At 32.0% G+C, this 25,030-nt stretch carries 3 protein-coding genes; all 3 read right to left on the bottom strand.

Going from position 1 to position 25,030, the window contains the following annotated elements:
* Positions 1 to 140: 140 nt before the first annotated feature.
* The 3 genes from ACYEKI_RS03495 to ACYEKI_RS03505 are packed head-to-tail and all read right to left on the bottom strand — an operon-like array spanning position 141 to position 24,959.
* Complete coding sequence (locus ACYEKI_RS03495) at positions 141 to 4,547, bottom strand: type I polyketide synthase (protein ID WP_459209773.1); 4,407 nt, start codon at positions 4,545 to 4,547, stop codon at positions 141 to 143.
* A gap of 51 nt (positions 4,548 to 4,598) precedes the next feature.
* Positions 4,599 to 12,257 (bottom strand): amino acid adenylation domain-containing protein, encoded by a 7,659-nt coding sequence (locus ACYEKI_RS03500; protein WP_459209774.1) that lies wholly within the window; start codon positions 12,255 to 12,257, stop codon positions 4,599 to 4,601.
* Between the two features lie 3 nt (positions 12,258 to 12,260).
* A complete protein-coding gene (locus tag ACYEKI_RS03505) occupies positions 12,261 to 24,959 on the bottom strand; it encodes an amino acid adenylation domain-containing protein (RefSeq protein WP_459209775.1) in 12,699 nt (4,232 codons plus the stop codon).
* Positions 24,960 to 25,030: the final 71 nt, after the last annotated feature.

Below are 25,030 nucleotides of genomic sequence, written 5' to 3' on the forward strand. Positions count from 1 at the left end.
AAAAAAGTAACACCTGATCTTTTAGGATAAAGCTATTATATGGATTATCTGAATTGAAACTTAAATGAAAAGTGGACACCTAGCCGTTTCAAACTAGGTACATTTTTTATAACGTAGTCAAAAAATTATCAAATACTATTTTAGATTACAATGGAGTCTACTTCTTCTATTTCATTATCCTCCTCTTGCATCCATTTTATTTGATCTATTACTATCGAAATATCTTCAATTGTTTTATTTGAAAAAATATCAGACATTTTAATCACAACCCCTATATCTTTTCTCAATTTATTAATCAGCAATACGGCTTTTAATGAATCTCCTCCTAATTCAAAAAAATCATCTTTTATTCCCAAACCCGTGACTCCAAATAAATTTTCAAATAAATTGATCACCAAAGACTCTGTATCAGTTTTAGGAGCTGTATATGTAGTCTTAATTATTTTTCTATTTATTTGAACCCCTACTTTAGATTTCTTTTTATCAGATATATCTGGAAGGTTATTCAAGTTCCTTTTAGAAACTAATACTTGTTTTATATCACTATGCAAAAATGAGTAATGAAAAACATTGATCAATTCATTTTGTTTTATCCATGGATCTTCATCATCAACTTTATCCAAGTTTAAAATCGACCAATTTTCCTTATTATTTCTTAAGACAATATTATCCATTTGTGCAGAAGCAGAGGCATAAGCTCCATATGTAATCCCTCCTAGAAAAGAAGATAAACTTGATATAATTTTCACAAAATCTATAGCTTTTTCTTTAACTATTCTATCGATATTAATAAGTCCATTAACCCTAGGTAAAAAGTGTTTCTTTATGGTATCTTCCATAATATCTTCTACTAACATGGCTTGGGTTACATCAACATTTCTAGCCATATGAATAATACCATCAATAGAAACAAATCGATTTTCTATATTTTCTATTTCTGACGAAAGACTTTCATAATCTGATATATCCACATATGAAATCGTTATAGTACCTTGCTGTTTTTTTAATTTCTCATACAACCCTTTTGATTCATCATTCCACTCATCAAAATTCTTATCTGTTAAAGTTATTATATTCGTCTGGTACTCTTTTAATAAATGATTTGTCAATATATATTGGATATTATCCAACGTTCCTGTAATTATATAATTACCATTTTTCTTAATAACAGGTGTTCTATAATTCTCTTTTTCTTCTGTTTGCAATGGCTGATAGTACGGAATCCACCTTCGATCATTCCTGAAAGCAACAATACAGAATTTGGTAGAAATCTCTAATTCATTTGATATTGCTACTATATCTTGTAAAGTATAGCTATCTAGATCAATATCTATACATGAAGCGTAAACATTTTTAGACTCCTGAGTAAGAACTTTTAATAAAGTATGTGTATGTTGATTTATTTGTTTTAAATCCTCAGAACCAGTAACCCTATAATTTTTATTAGAAATAATAACTACTTTCTTTGGATCTGTTGTTTCTTCAAGTTTAAAAGCCTTAATCATTTTTAGGATATTATTAAACTTCATATTATATCCTAAATAACTATTTTGTGTTGTTATAGAAGAATTTTCATTTAATTCCCATGCATAAACTATAAAATCATGCTCAAAATTTATCGTTTCAAGATGTAACAATAAATCATTATAATCTGATAAACTGTCAGGATTTATAGTAATTTTATTAGGTAAATCTATATTGAATTGATTTCCTTTAACCACCTCAATAACTTCCTTATTATCTTGTTTTAGTTGCGCTATTAACTTTTTTCCAAATGGAGAATCGTTATTAAATACAAGACTTCTTTTTTCTTTTGAAAATACCGTTTCTACTTTTTTACTCCGTGGAACATATTTCCATGAAGGAATAAATAATGCTTTTGAAATCTCTTTTTTAGTTTGTAAAAGATTTTCTTTTTTAACTATGCTATCATCTAAAGTCACTTTTGAAGGAATATCATACTCATCAAAAGCATATGTAGGAATAGATATTTTATTAGGTTTATCTTCCTTATAATATTCCTCCCAATCAATGTCTAAACCATTACTCCATAATTCCCCCAGAAACTTTGTAAAAAATTCATTGTCATCAATATTTTCTTTAGGATGTCTAACTGTAGTCAAAACATCATTTGACAAGCTCTGATTTTGTGATTTTTTAAAGAAACTAGTTAATGTTCTCCCTGGACCAATTTCTATGAATAAACTATAATCAATTGCAAGAAGCTTTTTTATTCCTTTTTCAAATTCTACAGCTGCGGTAATATGATTTGACCAATATTTTACGGAAGTAGCTTCTTCCTCTGTAATAAAATCTCCTGTAATATTAGAAATAAATGGAATTTGTGGTTTTTGTAATTTGATATTTTTTAATGCTTCTTCAAAATCTTCAAGTATAACATCCATCATTGAGGAATGGAAAGCGTGAGAAGTTTTTAAAACAGTAAATAAAATTTCTTCTTTTTCTAATTCTTTTTTTACTAAATCAATATCATTTTTTGCCCCCGAAACTACAAATGAATCATGTGCATTTATCGCAGCTATTGATACATTTCTAAGTACTTCTTTTCTCACTCTTTGCAAAGATGCAGCTATGCTTAGCATGTCTCCTTCAGGAACCTTTGCCATTAATTCTGCTCTTCTGCTTATAATTTTTAATGCTTCTTCAAAAGAAAAAACACCACTAATAGTAGCCGCAATATACTCTCCCAAACTATGACCAATCATATAAGTTGGTCTAACTCCTAGAGTAATAAGTAATTGTGCAAGTGCATATTCAAACACAAATAACAAAGGTTGTGTATAAATCGTTTGGTTGATTTTTTTAACAGCTTCATCAGTATTATTAAACAGAATTCCCCTATAATTAATACCACTTAAATCTTCCAAATAATTAAACCCATTATCCAAAAACTGTTTAAAAACAGGATATATATCATATAAGTTTTTACCCATATTTATATACTGACTCCCTTGCCCCGAAAACATAAATACAATGTTACTTTTAGGCTTAACTATGGTTGTTTTAGTATTTTTCTCTTTTAGAGATGTAATGAGCTCTTTGTTATCCTTTACAGCCAAGTACTTTACAAAATCAAATCTTTTTCTACCTAGTTGCATTGTATAGGATAGGTCAAAAATATCGATATCATTATTTTCTACAAATTTTAGCAGTTTATCTTCATACTGTTCTAATGCTGTTTCTGTTTTTGCAGAATATCTAATTAATTTATATGTTTTATTTGTTTTTCTTTTTTCAACTACGGGAGCTTCTTGGAGTACTACATGTACGTTTGTTCCTCCAATTCCAAGTGAACTAACACCAGCTGTAAGTGGTTTTTGATTTTCAGATTCCCATTTTTGAGAAGCGTGATTAACATAAAATGGACCTTCATTAAAATTGATTGTCTTGTTTGGTTTCTTGTAATGTAAACTTGCGGGAATTATTTTATTATTTATTGCTAGTGCTGTTTTTATCAATCCTGTAATTCCTGCAGCCTCATCGGCATGTCCCATATTTGACTTTATAGTACCAATAGCGCATTTATGATTAGTATCATTATTAAAGACCTTATTAAGAGCTTCTATTTCGATAGGGTCTCCTATTTTTGTAGCAGTACCATGAGTTTCGATATAAGTTACATCTGTTGGTGCAACTCCAGCTATTTTTTGTGCTAATTTTATACATTCAAACTGTCCTTCAACACTAGGCATTGTATACCCTGCTTTAGCCTTTCCATCATTATTCATTGCAGACCCTTTTATAACTGCATAAATGTTATCATTATCCTTTAGAGCATCTTCCAATCTTTTTAAAACTACTACACCTGCCCCATCAGATCCTATTGTTCCTGAGGATTCACTATCAAAACTACGGTTATGTCCATCTTTAGACATTATAGTTCCTTCTACATATTTATATCCATTATCCTCTCTAGAAAGTAATCTTACACCTCCAACCACTGCTGTCCCACATTCATTTAAAAGTAGACTTCTACAAGCAAGATGTGTGGTACTTAACGATGTTGAACATGCTGTATCAATAAAATAACACGGCCCTTTAAAGTTCAATTTATATGCTATTAGAGAAGCCATAAAATTAGGGTTTGATAACTTTTCTTTGGTTAAATGATCTACATTTAAATCATTTGTTAACGAAGCATGTAAACTCCAATTTAAGTCTTTGTTGGCTCCAAAAAATATTCCAATTTTTTTGGTATATTCTTCTATATTACACCCTGCATCTTCTAATGCTTCCCAAACCAAATGATGCATCAATCTTGTTTGAGGATTCATAATTCGTGCTTCGTCCAAAGTATATTTAAAAAAGGGATAATCAAAAACATTTGTATTTTCTACATAAGCAGATGCTTTTACGTAATGTTCTTGATTAAGTTCTTTCTTTTCTACTCCTTTCTCCTCTAGCTCTTGATCTGAAAAAAAATGTATTAATTCTTTTTCTTCGACCAAGTTTTCCCAAAACTCTTCTATACTATTCGATTTTGGAAATCTTCCAGACATTCCAATAATAGCTATATCTCTTTTCATTTAGTATTTCGTTAGGTTTATGAAAATGTGTATACTTTATACTTCTTAATCTTACATTTCATTCATAAAATCAATAAGTTCGTCTACATCTTCCATTTCATTTTCTTCAATTTGAACCTTTGGAGTTGATTTAACATCATCTAAGTTTTCTGCTAAAGTTCTGATAGTAGGATATTGAAAAAATGATATAATCTTTAGATCTGTATTTAACGTAGTATTAATAATTGTCAATAATTGAAATACTTTCATTGAATTACCTCCAATTTCAAAAAAATTATCATCGATACTTATCTTATCCATATCTAAGAAATCACTCCAAATAGATAGCAACTTCTTTTCTATCTCATTTCTTGGAGCCACATACTTTTTGTTTTCTGCTTTCTTTCCATTTGGAAAAGGCAATTCCTTATAGTTTATTTTTCCATTGGCTGTTTGGGGAAATTCATTAAGTGTAATTATATGCTGAGGTATCATATAGTGTGGTAATCGCAATCTTAAAAAACCTTTGACAGACTCTTCTTCAACGTTCTCAGTATTTTTTATATAAGCAGCTATGACTGTTTCTTCTTTATTTTGAAAAGTTGAGACTGCACATTGATTTATACCTGTATACTCAAGAATAACATTTTCTATTTCTTCTAATTCAATTCGATACCCTTTTATTTTTACCTGACTATCCAATCTACCTTGATATTGGATATCACCACTAGGAAGCCAACACGCTAAATCACCTGTTTTATAAATTATTTGATCAGCTTTAAAGGGATTTTTTATAAATTTTGACCTTGTCGATACGTTATTATTCATATATCCCAAAGACACTCCATCTCCTCCAATACACAATTCTCCTGAGACACCTATAGGACAAAGCTGATTATTATTATCCAAAATATAGATTTCTGTATTTACTATAGGTTTTCCTATAGTAACCTCTTCATTCCTATTCAAAGGTTTTACTGAAGACCAAATTGTTGTTTCTGTAGGGCCATACATATTGTAGACCTCACTCTTTGTTTCTTTAAGTAGTTTTTCAGCTAATGACTTTTTTAACACTTCACCTCCAATCAAAAGTGTGTTTAATTGCTTTAAGGCTTCTTCTCCATTATGATTTGATAAAAACTCTTCATAAAAAGATGGTGTAGACTGTAGATGTGTAACCTTATATTTTTCAATAAGTGCTGCAGTATCTTCTTTGCTAGTTAACCTTTTAATCTTATCAATAATAAAATCGTACTGAATCTTTGATCTTCTTATTAACTCTTTAAGTCTATATAAATGACTTAGGTTATCTATTACCATTTGCTCTTCAATTCCAAAATCTATCAAGCATGCTATCTCATCTACATCTGCTTTATAAACCTTATCAATTATTTCTAAACATGATTCCGGAGTTCCAAACAAACTATTTGTCTTATAATATCTTAAAAAACCTATATTCAATAATACGTCTTGATCATTATCTATATCTAAACCTTGTTCTTCTGCTATTGGTTTTAATAAGTTTAGTGAATTTTTAAGGTAATTTTTAAACGGAGTTTCTACCACTTCTTTAACCATTGATTCATCATCACTTACAAAGGTGTGCAACATTAAAGCTACTTTTCTTGTTTTAGGGTCAAACCCATTTTCTCTTAACGTTTCTCTATATATTTCTATTTTCCCTGACAAATCTTCAATACTTTGCCCTAATAAATGTGTTAACAAATTTGCTCCAATCGCACCCGCATATTTAAAAGTTTCTATACTTCCTGCTGCAGTTATCCATATAGGCAATTCATTTTGAACAGGGATTGGGTGAATAGTGAACTCAAAGTTTTTTCCTATTCCATTTTTTCGTCCTAAAGAGTTTCCTCCCCATAATTTCTTTAGTTCGTCAATTTTTTCACGCATTATTTGATGACGATTTTCATAGCTATCAGGAGCTAAAACAAAATCATTAGGGTGCCACCCTGAAGCAATTGACAACTCAACTCTACCGTTAGATAAGTTATCAACCATTGACCATTCTTCTGCCACTCTTACCGTATCATGGAGTGGCAAAACTACACTTCCTGATCTAAGTTTTATATTTTGAGTTATGGTAGAAACAGCTGCTGCTGCTACAGATGGGTTAGGAAATTGATCTCCAAAGTCATGGAAATGTCTTTCTGGAACCCAGATTGCACTAAAACCATTTTTATCTGCAAATGAAGCTCCCTCAATAAGTAATTTATATTTATTTACTTCTGATTTAGTACCCGTTGGAAAATAAAACAAGCTAAAATCCATTATAGGCTTAGGTGAAACAGAAACAGGTCTTTCTAAATGAATTATTACTTTATTCCTTCTCGTTAAAGTCCATAACAATTCTAATATTGAAATATCAAAACTTATACTGGTTGTTGCCAACCAGACGTTGGTATGACTAGAATTAGTAAAGATTCTAGTCATACCATTTATAAAATTTGTTAAATTTCTATGTGATACTTTTACTCCTTTTGGTTTTCCAGTAGAACCAGAAGTATAAATTACATATGCTAATGATGAACTTTTTATCTCTGGTAATTGAGTTTCTAAAAACAATCTGGTTTCTAATGTTTCAACAACAACCGTATTTATTGTTTTTGGTATAATTTCTTTAGTACCTTTATCTACTAGAACAATTTTTGTATTACTATGCTTTAAAATGTAATCAAGTCGATCTAATGGGTAAAAAGGATCTAACGGTAAATAAGAAGCTCCTGACTTCAAAATTCCAAGAATTGCTATTACCATTTCTATCGATCGTCCTAAGCAAACTCCTATTGTTGTGTTTGGAAGTACTCCCTGTTTTTGTAAATGTAATGCCAGATTAGTAGATCTTTGATCAAGTTCCTTATAAGATATTTCCTTTTCTTCACAAACTAAAGCTATATCTTCTGGAGATTCTTCAACTTGTTTCTGAATTAAAGAAATAACAGTTTCTTCAATATTATATTTATATTCGGTATCATTGAATTTGTTTAAGACCCTATATATCTGATTTCTATTCAGGTATTGAACCTTATTAATTTCTAACTCTGGATTTTCTATACATTGTTCAATAAAATTCTCATAATTTACAACCAAACTTTCTATAAACTCTGCTTGATATAAATTGGTATTATATTGTATCCCTAAATTAAGTCCTCCTCTAGTTTCTACAAACGAAAATGTAATATCAAATTTACTAACTTGATTTTCTGTTTTTTGATATATACTACAATCAAGATTTTCAAAAGAATCATTCAAACTCAAAACTTGACTTGTCTGTTTATCAAAAATCACTAAAGCGTCAAATACTGGTGAACGGCTCATATCTCTCACTAAATTCAACTCATTTACAAGATCACCAAAAGGATAATTTGTATTAGCATAAGCTTTAAGTAATATTCTTTTTTGAACATCTAATAGTTCTAAAAAACTATTATCCAGATCAAATCTTGTTCTTATCGGTAAAGTATTAATAAACACTCCTACTTGATTTTCTAAATCTGGATGATCTCTTCCTAATACTGGAGTCCCAAGAATAATATCTGTCTGGTGGGTATATCTACTTAATAAACCATTAAGACCTGCCATTAAGTTCATAAATAAAGTAGTCTTATGTCTTTTTGAAAACTGAACTAGTTTTTTATAAACTTTATCTTTAAACTTAAAATGAACACTATCACCATCAAATGTCTGGATCACTGGTCTTTGTTTATACGTAGGCAAATTTAATACTGGTAATTCACCTGAAAATTCTTTTAACCAATGTTCTTTCTCTTTATTTAGATGCTTTTTTGCTTGTTCATTAAGTGACCAAGCAACATAATCTTTAAATTGAATATTTAATTCTGGTAAACTAATATTATTCTTATTAATTAATCCATTATAGCTCGTAACTATCTCCTTTAATAGAATTTCAATAGATTTACCATCTCCTATAATATGGTGTAAAACTAAATTTAAATAGAAGCTCTGTTCATTTTCAATAATTAAATCAACTTTTAACAACGGTGCCTTTGTTAGGTCAAATAGTATATTATTTACCTCACAAATTAAATCTTCAGTTTTGTTATTTTCTGAAACTATATGTGATATAACATCAAAATTCACATCTTCAATACCCTGTATATATTGCTTTATTTCTCCTGAATCACTTTTTATAAACGAAGTCCTTAGAGAATCATGTCGTTTAATAACTTCTTTTAATGACTTTTTTAGGACTTGTATATTAAGTTTACCTTCAATTTTTATTGTTAATGGAATATTATAAGCTTTATTTGCTTTTTCATTTTGGCTAAGTATCCAAAATCTAAATTGAGTTGAAGACAATGGATATAAATCAGAGATTGGTGCCTGTGGTATATGATCAAAAGTATTCTGCTTAAGGTAAGGTATTATTTCTTTTATAGTAGGATTTTCAAATATTTCTGCCACGGTAATTACATACCCCAACTGTTGTTTTATTTGATTAACGATTCTTGCAACTGTTAGACTATTACCTCCTAACTCAAAAATCACATCATTTACTCCCACTTTATCAATTTCTAAAATACCTTTCCATATTTCCACTAAATCTTCTTCTATCTTACAAGACGGAGCTACATATGATGTTTTATTCAAATCTTGCTTAGTCAATGGATCAGGCAATGCTTTTTTATCAATTTTTCCGTTGGAAGTGAGCGGTATTTTGTTTAACTCAACAAAATAGGATGGGATCATATATTGAGGCAAATGTTTGAGTAAATACCTTCTCAAATCAGAAGTAGTATTCTGATTGTCTTTATATTTTACATAAGCGCAAAGTCTTTTTTCATTCTCTACTGTATATACCCCCACTATAGCTTCAGAAATATATTGATGTTTTATCAATAGTCTTTCTATCTCTTTTAATTCAACCCTGTATCCATTAACCTTTACCTGATCATCTTTTCTTCTTGCAAAAAGAATGTCTCCATTATCTCTCCAGTAAGCATAATCTCCTGTTTTATATAACTTTTGTCCTATTTTGAATGGATTATTTATAAATCTATTTTTAGTTTCTTTGGACATATTAAGATATCCTATAGCTAAATTATCTCCCCCTATATAAATCTCTCCTTGAACTCCAATAGTAACAGGATTTAAATTGGAATCTAGTATATATATGTTTGTATTTGAAATAGGTTTACCAATTGGTGCATAAGCTTCTAAGTTATTCATAGAAGCTGACATCGAATGACTCGTAACTACATGTGTTTCGGCTGGTCCATAGTGATTATGTAACTTAATTTCCGGGTTAGCCTCTAAAAATTTATGCAATGATTCATTTATAATCAATTGCTCACCAGAAGATGAAATATGTTTTATAGAGTGACCTTTAAACTGCTCTGGTGTACAAATTATATATAAACTATTTAATGCTGCATAAGGCATTGATATAGTTTCTATTTTATTATCCAAAATATATTTTGATAACTCAAGAAAATCAAGACGAATTTCTTCATTAACAATATATAATGTTCCTCCGCTATTTAAAACAAACCAACAATCTTGAATCGAAACATCAAAACTAAAAGACGCATATTGTAAATGATTTAATCCTTTATCTATTCCCGAATAATTGATGTGCCACTGAATTAAATTACTCAACATTCTATGAGTTTGAACTACTCCTTTTGGCTTCCCTGTAGATCCAGAGGTATAGACAACAAATGACGGAGAAGATATATCTATTTTAAGATCGAGATCTTTGATATCATATGCTGACATATCTTCATAACTTAAGTCAAATATGCTTCTTCCTTCCAATAGATCAGCTTCCAACAAATTATTATTAGCAATAATTAATTTTATAGATGCATCATTCAAAATATGCGTAATGCGCTTTTTGGGGTACTTATGATCAATAGGCACATAACAAGCTCCGGATTTCAGTATTCCAATCATAGTGATAATACTGTTTAAAGATCTTTCCAGCATTACCGCTACTTTCTCATTGGATTCAACTTTATATTTCTCTTTTAAACAATGTGCTAATTGATTACTATATGCATCTAACTGACTGTAGGTCAAATACTCACCATCGAACACAACTGCTTTATCATCAGGTGTTTCAATCACCTGTTTCTTAAACATTTCAATTACCGTTACCTCATTATAGTCTTTTTCATTTAAGTTAAAATGCTCTAGTATATTATTCTTTTCTACACTTGATAAGTAATCAATTTCGGAAATAGGTTTTTCTGGAGTTTCCAACATCTTGTCAAGAATACTTTTGTAATGCTGGATAAATTGTTTTATTCGTTTTTCTTCATAGACATCTGTATTAAATTCAAGATTTAACAACAAATAATCTCCCATTTCTTCAAACCTAAATAATAAATCAAATTTACTGTACGTATTATCACTTTGCTTTATTTCATGTAACTCATCTTCGTTAGGAATATTGGTGTATTTCGTCTGATTCTGCAATACAACCATTACATCAAATACAGGGTTTCTTGATAAATCTTTACTAGTATTAAGGTCATCTACTAATTCATCAAAAGGATACTGTTGGTTATTGTATGCCTTTATAGTAGTTTCTTTAATTTTTGAATACAGTTCGACAAAAGTATCTGAGTCTGAAATTTTGTTTCTTATGGCTAGCGTATTAACATAAAAACCTATTTGATCTGTTAAATCAGGATGTTCTCTTGCTGCGATTGGAGTCCCTATAACAATTTCTTTTTGACCAGTATATATATACAAAAGTGCTCTAATAGTACTTAAAGCCCCCATGTACAAAGATCCTCCAGTTTTATTAGAGAATTCTTTTAACAAATATGTCTGTTTCTTAGTAAGATACGTATAATACGTTTTCCCATTATATGTTTTTATGGAAGGTCTTTTCTTTTCTGTTGGAAATTCGAACTTAGGAAGATTACCCTTTAATTCTTCTAACCAATATTTTTTTTGCTCTTCAAGTTTTGATTTGTTAATCTGATCTGTGTACCATACTGCATAATCTTTATACTGAATTCTTAAGTTTGGTAGTGAAGGCTCATTATCTTTTTCATAAGCGTTATAACACTCAAACACATCTCTTGCCAATATTTCAAGAGACCATCCATCACTGATTATGTGATGCATATTATAATAAAAGATATATTTATTTTCTTCTAACTTTAATAAGGTAGCTCTTATTAAAGGGCCTTTTTCTAAATCAAATGGTTTTACCGCATCTTCATTTATATACTGCCTGGATTTTAATATTTTATCTTTTTCCTGGCTAAAATCAACATAATCAATTTTAAACCCTAACTCCTCTTGTTTTAATACAAATTGATGTACTTCATCATTTTGCTCTTGCTTAAAAACGGTACGTAAAATTTCATGTCTTTGGATAACGAAATTGACAGATTTCTTAAAAAGATGTATGTTACATTCTTTATTCAGTTCAATTTCGAATGGCATATTATAAGCTATCGAAGCTTCGTCTACCTGAGAAGCAATCCACAACCTTTTTTGTGCATTTGATATGGGGTATGAGTTTGAAGGAAAAGCTTTAGGTATCTTTTCGAAATTTTTGTTCTTTGATATCTTTACTAAATAATCTTTAATACGCTCCTTGTTCTGTTTAACCAGTTCTATCGTATTTTCATCAATATCATCTTTCAAAAAAAGTAATTCGATTTCATCTCCTAAAAGGTTCAGACCAATCCCTTTTTCTTTCAGTTCTTTTACTAAAAAAGCTATTTCCATATTTTATATAGTAATTTTTTTGATTGATTCATTCGTTTTCACTGTGTCTAACCATTGTGTATTCTCTATATTCACCGCCAAATACTCTATTGTTGGATTGACAAAGACCTGTTCTATTTCAATTTTGACATCAAATTTTTTATAAATGACAGATAGTAGCTTAGTAGCGTTAATACTGTTTCCTCCTAATTCAAAAAAGTTATCCGTCACTCCTATTTTTTCTATTCCTAAAATTCCCTCCCAAATACGCACCAAATCTGTCTCCAATTCATTTCTTGGAGCTATATATTCTCTTTTTAGTATATCGCTTTCTGAAACTTCAGGGAGATTATCCTTATCTACCTTACCATTAGGAGTTAAAGGTATTTGATCAAGGATTACATAATAATTTGGAAGCATATAATCAGGTAAGATATTACTTAACTTAAATCTTAATTTTTGCTTATCGATAGGTTCTGACGCAACTATATACGAAATTATATAAGCACTTTCATTATTGCGTTTTATGGTAACGACTGCTTGTTCTATTTCGTTTTGATTAACTAGTACATTTTCTATTTCTCCAAGTTCAATTCGATACCCTCTTACCTTAACCTGGCCATCTTTTCTTCCAATAAACTCAATATTTCCATCGGGTAACCATCTCGCCAAATCTCCTGTTTTATATACTAATTTATCTTCTATAAATGGATGTGAGATAAATTTCTTTTTTGTCAGATCCGGATTGTTTAAGTACCCTCTGGATACTCCTAAACCTGATATATAAATTTCTCCTATAACTCCATAAGGTTGTAATTGCATCCCATCAGAAAGTATATAGAATTGTGTATTATCTATTGGTTTTCCTATCGGAATTGACTTATCATAGCTATTCTTGATTCTAAAACAACTACTATAAGTGGTATCTTCTGAGGGTCCGTACAAATTTCTCGCCTCTATATTAAGCTTGTTTACATCATTACTTAATTCGATCGGAATTGGCTCTCCTGCCATATTTATGGCCACAATATTGTCCAGATTGACTGTTTTTTTAAGTAAGGAGTGTATTACTGAAGGTACTGTATTTATGAATACATTCTTATCAATGGTAATATAATCCTGTATGAATAAACCATTTTCTAGAATGCGTATTTTTTTTCCAATAATCAAAGGATAAAACATCTCAAACACCGATAAATCAAAACAATGAGATGTAACAGCATATAAAACATCAAATGGTGTTTGAATAAATTCTTTGATGGACCATTCTAACATAGCTACCGCATTTCTATGCTCTATCATTACCCCTTTAGGTTTCCCTGTGGATCCGGAAGTGTAAATAATGTAAGCCAAATCAGCTACAGCATTGAGTTTTTCTACATTCTTTTTTGAATAGCCCTCTGCAACTTTTATAAAGGCTTCAAATTTATCAGCATCTATTATGATTTTACATCCACTATCTTTTTCAATATAGGAGATTCTTTCTTCAGGATAATTAATATCAATAGGGATGTACGCTGCACCGGATTTTAATACCCCCAGAATAGTAACAAATAGATTCTCACTTCTTTCCAATTTGACACCTATTAGATCTTCTGGTTGTACTTTGTACACCTCTCTGAGAAATGATGCCAATTGATTTGAACGTTCATTGATCTGGTTATAGGTAAACTCTTTTTCTCCAAATACAACTGCAATACCATCAGGAGTTTTTTCCACTTGTTCCTCAAACAAGTCTATCAGTGTTTTGTCTGATAGGTTGTTGTCATACTCCGTATTACCTCCTTCCATCAATTGACTGGATTCTTGTGGGGTTAAATAATCTATTGATTGTATTTTTTTATCAATACCCGAAATTGCCTTTCTTAACAAATTTTCAAAATGCTCAAAAAAGCGGATAATCAACAACTGATCATAAATATCCGTATTGTACTCTATAGAAAGTGATAAACATTCTTCCAGCTCAATAAAAGTAAAACTAACATCAAATTGTGAAGTATCTTGATGTAATTGATACGGTTCTGTAAAGATATCTTCTAATTGATCATTCTGCTGACTTATACTAGTGAGCTGAGATTGATTTTGTAAAACTACCAAAACATCAAATAGTGCAGATCGTGATGTATCTCGTTTTAAATCTAATTTACTTATCAAATCATCAAATGGATACAATTGATGCTCATAGGCTTCCAAAAGTGTCTGTTTTTGCTGCTGTAAAAGCTCAAAAAAACTATACTCTTCTGCTATTTTTGTACGAATTGCTAAAGTATTTAAATACAATCCTATTTGATTCTCCAAATCGGGGTGTTCTCTTCCTGCTACCGGAGTACCTATTATAATATCATTTTGGTTAGTATACCTATATAACAATGCGTTAATTCCCGACAGTAAAGTCATAAATAAAGTGACTCCTTCTTCCTTTGAAAATGTCTTTATCCTTTGGGTAAAATCTTTAGAAAATCGATACGTCTCTCTATTTCCTTTATAGGTCTGTATTAAAGGGCGTTTTTTAAAACTAGGGAGTTCCAAAACCGGTAAATCACCCGAAAACTTTTGTAACCAATACGCTTCAGACGTTTTATATTTTTTTTCTTTTAACTGTGATTGCAGCCATACTGCATAATCCTTGTATTGTATTGACAATGGCTGAAGCTTTACCGAATCATTGATTCGTAATGTATTATACAAGCTAATAACCTCAGATGCTATCAACTCCATCGACCATCCATCTCCTATAATATGATGTAATACGAATGAAAATAAATATTCTTCTTCTTTTAGTTTTAATAAACAAGCTCTGAATAATGGAGCTATACTCAAATCAAAAACTTTGGAATGTTCTTCTTTCAGGAAAGCATCTGTTTCTTCCTTTCCCTGATCTGTAAAATCATGAACATTAATATCTGAAATTACCTCTCCAAAATCCTTTATGAATTGTTCTATCGCACCTTCTTCATTGGTTTTAAAACAGGTTCTTAAAATTTCATGTCGTTTTATTACATGCCCTATTGCCTTTTTAAACTTGTCAATATTTAGTACTCCCTGAAATTTTATTACACCTGGTATATTATATGCAGAACTTCCACCTTCAAGCTGACTCAATACCCATAATCTATGTTGCGAAGGTGTTAATGGGTAAGATATAGCCTTGGGCGCTACAGAAATAGCTTTATACATACTACTCTTAAGCGTATTGCTTATTTGTGAAATCGTTGGGTTTTGGAAAAAATCCCTGTAACTAACCCTTCTATTAAGAGCCTTATAAATATGATTTATGATTTGACCAATCATCAAACTATTACCCCCCAGATCAAAGAAACTATCTTCTATACCTACTCTCTCAACTCCTAAAACTTCTTGCCATATCGATACTAATTGTTCTTCCGTCTGATTTCGAGGTGCTATATAATCGGAAGTGCTATCATAGTCTATGAGTATATTTCCAAGTGATTTTCGATCTATTTTCCTATTTGGAGTTAAAGGCATACTTTCAATAGCTTTAAAATTAACCGGGATCATGTAACTAGGTAATTTTGTTTTCAAGAAAGCTTTTAATTCATCTATGCAAATAGTTGACTTTTCAATATAAAATGATACCAGAACTTCGCTTTCTCCTGCTTTATTTACTATAGTAATTGCCTGTGTAATTTCATCTGAAAAGGATAGTATTGTATGATCTATCTCTCCCAACTCAATACGATAACCTCTTAGTTTTACCTGGTGGTCATTTCTTCCTAAAAATTCAATATTCCCATCCAGGTGCCATTTTGCCAGATCCCCTGTGTCATACATTACCTTTCCCTTTTCAAAGGGGCTTGGAATAAACTTTTGCGCTGTTAATTCCATGCGGTTTAAGTATCCTTTAGCTAGCCCCTCTCCGGAGATATATAATTTTCCCGAAACTCCGGTAGGCAGTAATTCTAATTTATCCCCTAATATATAGACTTGGGTATTTGCTATAGGACTACCTATACTTAATGCTTCCTCTTTTTTCTTAATTGGTTTAACACTTGACCAAATGGTGGTTTCCGTAGGTCCATACATATTCCACAATCCTCCAGATACATCCAGTAGTTGTGATGCTAAGGATGTTTTTAATGAGTCTCCTCCACATAGAACCTTTAAGTTCTTATCACCTTTCCATCCACCGTCACATAACAATTGATAAAATCCTGGAGTTCCTTGAATAATTGTTGGTTTAACTTCTTCAATATTCAATATTAATTTTCCTATATCTGATAAAGTATCATGATCAGCTATAAAGACTTTTCCACCTGAAATTAGCGGTACAAAAAATTCTAATATGGAAATGTCAAACGAATATGTTGTTATGGCATACAAAATATCATTATTGCCAATTTCAAACTGATCCCTAATACTTAATAAAAAATTGATTAGAGAGGCATGCCCAACCTCTACTCCTTTTGGGTTTCCTGTTGAGCCCGAGGTATAAATAATGTATGCCGTATCTTCAGGGCAGGATAAATTGCTGAAAATAGGACTTTTAATCGATTGATGTAGAATATCTTCTACTTTTATTAATGAATAATCACTTTTATTGACAAATGAATACTCGTGATCGCAAATTAATGTCTTAGCTCCGCTGTCTGCTATAATATATCGTAATCTATCTTCGGGAAAAGTAGGATCAATAGGAATATAGCTTCTTCCCGATTTCAAAATTCCTAATAGAACCACTAAGGTATTGATTGTTCTATCCAGGATCACTCCAATGACTCTTTCTTCTTTGGAAATATTAGTTTCTATATAGGCAGTTACTTTATTCGAATAGGTGTTAAGTTCTTCGTACGTAAGTTTCCGAAAGTTATCTTGTACTGCAATAGATTCTGCACTCTTATTTACCTGCTGTTCAAAAAGGCCTATCAAGGTTTTATCTTTCGGGTAATCTACCTTGGTATCATTAAAATCATATAAAATAGTATTTGCCTCCTCAGATGTTAAATAATCAACTGATTCTAGTTGTACATTACTATTGGATATCGCAATACTCAACAAATTTTCAAAATGACTGAAAATTCGGACAATCAAGAATTGATCATAAATATCTGTGTTATATTGAATATTAAGGGATAATGTGTCTTCTTCAATAAACGTAAAGCTCAAGTCAAATTGGGAAGTATTTTGCTCCAGATCATAAGGAGCGGTTTTTATATCTTCCAATCCATTACCGTGAGAGGATATGCTCTGAAGTTGGGATTGATTTTGCAAAATTACCAGCACATCAAATAATGCTGAACGTGAGGTGTCCCGCTTTAAACCTAGCTTCCCTACAAGATCATCAAAAGGATACAATTGATGCTCATAAGCTTCTAAGAGTGTTTGTTTTTGTTGTTGTAAAAGATCGGCAAAACTGAATCCTTCAGAGATCCCAGTACGAATCGCCAATGTATTTAAATAAAGTCCTATCTGATCCTCCAAATCCGGATGCTCCCTTCCTGCAACGGGAGTACCTAAGATAATATCTCTCTGACCCGTATACCTGTACAATAGTGCATTAATCCCCGACATCAAGGTCATAAACAAAGTAACTCCTTGATCTTGTGAAAAAGCTTTTATATTTTGGGTAAAATCCTCTGAAAAACGATGCGTCAGTGTCTTTCCATTATATGTCTGTATTAAGGGGCGTTTCTTAAAACTTGGCAGCTCTAAAACCGGTAAGTCTCCCGAAAGGTTTTTTAACCAATAAGCCTCAGAAGTCTTATACTCTTCTCTTTTCAGTTCCGATCGTAACCAAACTGCATAATCCTTGTACTGTAACTCCAAAGGATCTGTCAGTACTTCCCCACCTTTCAACAAATTGTTATAGCCTCTTACTACCTCGGACATGATCAGCTCCATAGACCAACCATCCCCTATAATGTGGTGCAGTACGAAAGAAAATAAATGAGTGTCCTCACTTAGTTTCAATAGGCTCGCCTTCAATAAAGGTCCTTTGCTTAAATCGAATACCTGCAAATGTTCATGTCTTAAAAAGGTATCTGTCACTTCCTTGCTTTTCCCTTCAAAATCCTGAAAAGCTATATCAAAATCCAACGTTTGAAAGTCCTTTATGTACTGTTCTATTTCTCCCTCTCCATTTGCCTTGAAGCAAGTCCTTAAAATCTCATGCCTATTCACCAATATCTTAATAGCTTCCTTAAACTTGTCTATATCCAGGCTACCATGGAGTTTTATGACACCCGGCATATTGTAGGCTGAGCTCCCTTCGTCCAATTGGCTCAATACCCACAATCGGTGCTGTGATGGCGTTAGCGGATAGGATTGGGATTCTGGTGCTTTTGGAATTAACTTATAACCATCCTTTTTTAGGTTACTGCTTATTTGAGAAATGGTTGGACTCTGGAAAAAATCTTTATAACTAATACTCCCGTTAAGTTTCTTATAAATGTGGTTTATGATCTGACCTATCATCAGACTATGACCTCCTAATTCAAAAAAGTTATCTTCTATTCCAACCTTATCAACTCCTAAAACTTCTTGCCATATCCATACCAATTCTTCTTCTGTTTTATTTCGGGGGGCAACATAATCTGAAGTCCCTTCATAATCCATGGATAAACCTTCTAGCAAATTCCTGTCTATCTTTCCATTTGGAGTTAAAGGCATACTTTCTATAGCCTGAAAATGGTTGGGAACCATATAACCTGGTAACTTGATCTTTAAGAAAGCTTTTAAATCCTCAATAACTATAGGTGAATCTTCAAGGTAATAAGTTACCAAAGCCTCTCCTCCTTGGTTTTTCTTTAATACAGTTGTCACTTGTGAAACTTTATCTGAAAAGGACAAAATTGTGTTATCTATCTCACCCAACTCGATACGATAACCCCGGAGTTTTATCTGGTTATCTTTTCTTCCCAAAAATTCTATCTTCCCATCTGGTAACCACCTTCCTAAATCTCCTGTTTTATATAGTTTTTGATCAGATGTAAACGGACTATCAACAAATTTTTCTCTAGTTAATAGAGGTTGGTTCATATAACCTCTGGATAATCCATCTCCTCCCAAACTAATTTCTCCTATTACTCCAATGGGTTGTAAACCTAAACTATCTGATAAAATATATGCAGTACTATTACTTATAGGATATCCTATCGGGATATTGTCTTTTTCTTCAGGGATATCATAAGTCAAAGAGAAAGTTGTATTTTCAGTCGGTCCATACCCATTAATAATCTGAATATGCGGATACTTATCTTTCAATATACCAATATGTTTTGGAGATAATTTATCTCCTCCTACCAATATCGTGGATAAAGATGAAAATAAATCAGGTGTAGTATCGATTAATTGATTAAACCAACCCGAAGTAAACCACATTACATTCGCCTTTCTATAGTCAATTTCTTTAGATAATAACCCATTATCTAATAATACATTTTTGGAACATAGAACAAGACACCCTCCGTTAAGTAAAGATCCCCAATATTCAAAAGTTGTAGCATCAAATGAAAAGGCTCCTGTACTTAATAAAACATCCGACTCCGAAAATTGATAGTAATTGGATGCTTTAACCAAACTTAAGATATTTCCATGCTCAACCATCACTCCTTTGGGAACGCCAGTAGATCCGGAGGTATACATAACATATGCTAAGTTACTTGGTTTAATGGTTATGTCTGGTAAAGATGAACTATAAGGCTTTCCTTTTTCGAAGGAATTTATCAACTCCTTGTCTATAATAATTTTGCAGTTACAATCGGACTCCATATAGGCAATTCTGTCCTCAGGATATGTTAGATCTAATGGTAAATAAGCACAACCTGATTTTAATACGGCCATAATAGAAATAATAATCCACTCACTATGCTCTAACTTTACTCCTATTATATTTTCTGAACCAAGATCATAATTGTATAATAAATAATTGGCTAATTGATTAGATACTTCATTCAAAGCTTGGTAAGATAGCTGCTTATCCTCAAAAACTAGAGCTATAGCACTTGAAGAATCAACAACCTGTGAATTAAATACATCGATTATAGTTTTATCTTTTGGATAAGAAACCCTTGTATCATTAAACTCTTCTAACAACTGTTTTGTTTCTTCCTCTGTTGAATAATAAATTAATTCTAATTGCTTATGAACGTCAGTTATCGCTATATTCAATAGATTCTCGAAATGACCAAAAATTCGCTCTATTAAGAACCCATCGTAAATATCTGTATTGTATTCTAATCTTAGGGATAAAGCTTCTTCTTCTACAAAAGTAAAGCTGAGATCAAACTGGGAAGCCCCTCTATCCAATTCATAAGATTCTATTACAACTCCTTCCAAATTATCTCTGTATGCTGATATCGTCTCAAGTTGAGATTGATTTTGCAAAACTACCATCACATCAAATAATACTGAACGTGAGGTGTCCCGCTTTAAACCTAGCTTCCCTACAAGATCATCAAAAGGATACAATTGATGCTCATAAGCTTCTAAGAGTGTTTGTTTTTGTTGTTGTAAAAGATCGGCAAAACTGAATCCTTCAGAGATCCCGGTACGAATCGCTAATGTATTTAAATAAAGTCCTATCTGATCCTCCAAATCCGGATGCTCCCTTCCTGCAACGGGAGTGCCTAAGATAATATCTCTCTGACCCGTATACCTGTACAATAGTGCATTAATCCCCGACATCAAGGTCATAAACAAAGTAACTCCTTGATCTTGTGAAAAAGCTTTTATTTTTTGGGTAAAATCCTCTGAAAAACGATGCGTCAGTGTCTTTCCATTATATGTCTGTATTAAGGGACGTTTCTTAAAACTTGGCAGCTCTAAAACCGGTAAGTCTCCCGAAAGGTTTTTTAACCAATAAGCCTCAGAAGTCTTATACGCTTCTCCTTTCAATTCCGATCGCAACCAAACTGCATAATCCTTGTACTGTAACTCCAAAGGATCTGTCAGTACTTCTCCACCTTTCAACAAATTGTTATAGCCTCTTACTACCTCGGACATGATCAGCTCCATAGACCAACCATCCCCTATAATGTGGTGCAGTACGAAAGAAAATAAATGAGTGTCCTCACTTAGTTTCAATAGGCTCGCCTTCAATAAAGGTCCTTTGCTTAAATCGAATACCTGCAAATGTTCATGTCTTAAAAAGGTATCTGTCACTTCCTTGCTTTTCCCTTCAAAATCCTGAAAAGCTATATCAAAATCCAACGTTTGAAAGTCCTTTATGTATTGTTCTATTTCTCCCTCTCCATTTGCCTTGAAGCAAGTCCTTAAAATCTCATGCCTATTCACCAATATCTTAATAGCTTCCTTAAACTTGTCTATATCCAGGCTACCATGGAGTTTTATGACACCTGGCATATTGTAGGCTGAGCTCCCTTCGTCCAATTGGCTCAATACCCACAATCGGTGCTGTGATGGCGTTAGCGGATAGGATTGGGATTCTGGTGCTTTTGGAATTAACTTATAACCATCCTTTTTTAGGTTACTGCTTATTTGAGAAATGGTTGGACTCTGGAAAAAATCTTTATAACTAATACTCCCGTTAAGTTTCTTATAAATGTGGTTTATGATCTGACCTATCATCAGACTATGACCTCCCAATTCAAAAAAGTTATCTTCTATTCCAACCTTATCAACTCCTAAAACTTCTTGCCATATCCATACCAGTTCTTCTTCTGTTTTATTTCGGGGGGCAACATAATCTGAAGTCCCTTCATAATCCATGGATAAACCTTCTAGCAAATTCCTGTCTATCTTTCCATTTGGAGTTAAAGGCATACTTTCTATAGCCTGAAAATGGTTGGGAACCATATAACCTGGTAACTTGATCTTTAAGAAAGCTTTTAAATCCTCAATAACTATAGGTGAATCTTCAAGGTAATAAGTTACCAAAGCCTCTCCTCCTTGGTTTTTCTTTAATACAGTTGTCACTTGTGAAACTTTATCTGAAAAGGATAAAATTGTGTTATCTATCTCACCCAACTCGATACGATAACCTCGGAGTTTTACCTGGTTATCTTTTCTTCCCAAAAATTCTATCTTCCCATTAGGCAGCCATTTTACGAGATCCCCCGTTTTATACACCAATTCTCCGTCTTTATAAGGGTTTGCTATAAATTTCTCCCTTGTCAGTTCTGGACGGTTCAAATAACCTCTTGATACCCCTACTCCTGAAATATGTAATTCCCCTATAACACCTATAGGTTGCAGCTGTAAATCTTTTGATAAAACATAAACAGAGGTATTAGCCAAAGGAATACCTATGGGCAACAAGTCTGTTTCATAATCTTTTGTTTCAAACTTATGTATTAAAGAAGTGACCGTTGTTTCTGTCGGACCATATTCATTATAAAAATCAGCTACATCTGCCATCTTCCTTGCTAGTCCTATATCACAAAACTCCCCTCCAGAAATTATCCTCTTAAGAGTAGTACAGCGACCCAGACCTTCTAACTTCTTTAAATAATTAGGGGTTGCATGTAAATGTGTAACTCCATATTGATTCAGTATTCTTGGTAGTTGATCTGTATTAAGTATTTGGCTTTCTGATGCTACTACTAAACCTGCTCCATTTAATAAGCCTAAAAATATTTGCTCTATTGATGCATCAAAAGCAAAATTAGAGAACAACAATATCACCTCATTCTGAACAATCTCAAAACGTCTTGATTGATCCTGAATCAAATTTATCACTGAAGCGTGCTCTACCATAACTCCTTTGGGGTATCCTGTAGATCCAGAGGTGTAAATTATGTAAGCCAAATTCGAGGAGGTATTGATCTTATCTAAATTTTCCTTAGAAAATCTTTCTCGAACTTTTTCAAATCGTGTTAACTCATCACTATCAACTATTACTTTACTTTTGCTATCATTTTCGATATATTTTATTCTTTCTTCGGGATATGTAGTATCAATCGGTAGGTAAGCTGCTCCCGATTTTAAAACTGCCAGAACAGAAATTATCAAATACTCATCTCTGTCAAATTTAATTCCAATAAGATCCTCAGGTACAACCTTATATATTTCCCTGAGATAGTATGCGAGCTGATTAGATTGCTCATTTAACTCCTTATAGGTAATGCTATTTTTTTCAAATTGGACTGCTATAGCCTCTGGTGTTTTTTTAACCTGTTCCTCAAATAAATCTATAATGGTTTTTTCAGAAGTAAACACTTCTTCGGTATCATTAAAGGCATATAGCAATTGATTCTCTTCCTCTTTGGTCAAAAGTGCCAATGTACCTATTGAAACTTCATCTTCTCCATCAACAATACTATGAGTTATTCTTTCAAAGTGTGTAATCAAACGCTCAATAAAACTGGATTCGTAGATATCGGTATTATACCTTACTACAAGATCATAACTCTTTTCTGTTTTTGAAAAAGTAAATTCAAGGTCAAATTTACTTACCGTTTCCTGATCTAAATTATAGATGCGAGTTTGCAGATTTCCAATTTGGTGTTCTTTCTCAGGTAGTTTTTCCTGTTCTTCAAGACTAACTAATACATCAAATAAAGGATTACGGCTTGTATCTCTTTGACTTACAACTTTCTCTACAATTTCATCATAAGGAAATGATTGATACTTATAAGCATCTAATGTAGTTTTTCTAAGTTTTGATAATACATTTTTAAAATTATCTTCTTTCCCTAATTGAGTTCTTAACGGCAATGTATTAACAAAAAGGCCTATTTGGTTTAGTAAATCAGGATGTTCTCTACCTGCAATCGGTGTTCCAATCACCAAATCATTTTGACCTGAATATCTATGGAGTAAGATTTTTATAATGGACAGAAAGCCCATGAAAAGTGTACTTTTCTGAGATGTACATATTCCACTCAGTTTATTAACATCATCTTCATTTAGAGTTTTTTTAATAAGTGCACCAGAATAAGTCTTGATCGTTGGTCTGGTTTTATTAGTGGGTAATTCCAAAATCGGGATCTCTCCTTCAAACTGCTGAATCCAATAGGTTTCCTGTTCTTTTCTTTTATCTTTTTCAAGAAGACTTTTCTGCCAATATGTATAATCTTTATATTGAATAGCTAAAGGAGTCAGTGGATTAGGTAAGTCATTAAGATATGCTTCATAAATACTAAAAACTTCTTTGGTTATCACCTCCATTGACCAACCATCGCTAATTATGTGGTGCATAACACAAACAAAAATATGTTTATCTTCAGCTATCTTTAGTATTGTTACCTTTATCAAAGGGCCTTTTGACAGGTCAAATGCATACTCTTTTTCTATCTGAATAATTGCCTCAATTACATTCTTATCTTCAAGAGTAACATCAGTATACTCCAATTTAAAATTGGTTTCTGTATGAGGTAATATTATCTGTTTTACTTCACCATTACTATCTTCTTTAAATATAGTTCTTAATGCTTCGTGACGTTCTATAAGCGCTATAAAAACCTTTTCGAGAATATCAATATTCAGTTTCCCATTCAGTTCTAATACACTGGGCATATTATATGAAGATATTCCCTTTTCTAATTGATCTAGAAACCATAAACGTCCTTGAGCTGATGATACCGTATACATATCATTTTTTGGAGCCTTTGGTATGGTAACTACCTCTTCTGATGGAACTGGCTTATAAGACGTAATAAATTTTATCAGATTTTCTTTATTCTGTTTTATTTCTTCTAATAAACCCTTTTTCATTGCACCTTTTGGCGCCTGAATATCTAACCTTCCATCTATGACATCAATGTATATATCTAAACTGTTAAGTTTTCCTAATAGTTCTTTCATAAGGTAATGTGAAATAGTAGTGAAAATACTTTCTCTAAAATGCTACTTACCGTAACATTATGATTATTTAT

This window comes from Aquimarina rhabdastrellae (assembly GCA_947387485.1).
In the GTDB taxonomy this organism is placed as follows: Bacteria; Bacteroidota; Bacteroidia; order Flavobacteriales; family Flavobacteriaceae; genus Aquimarina.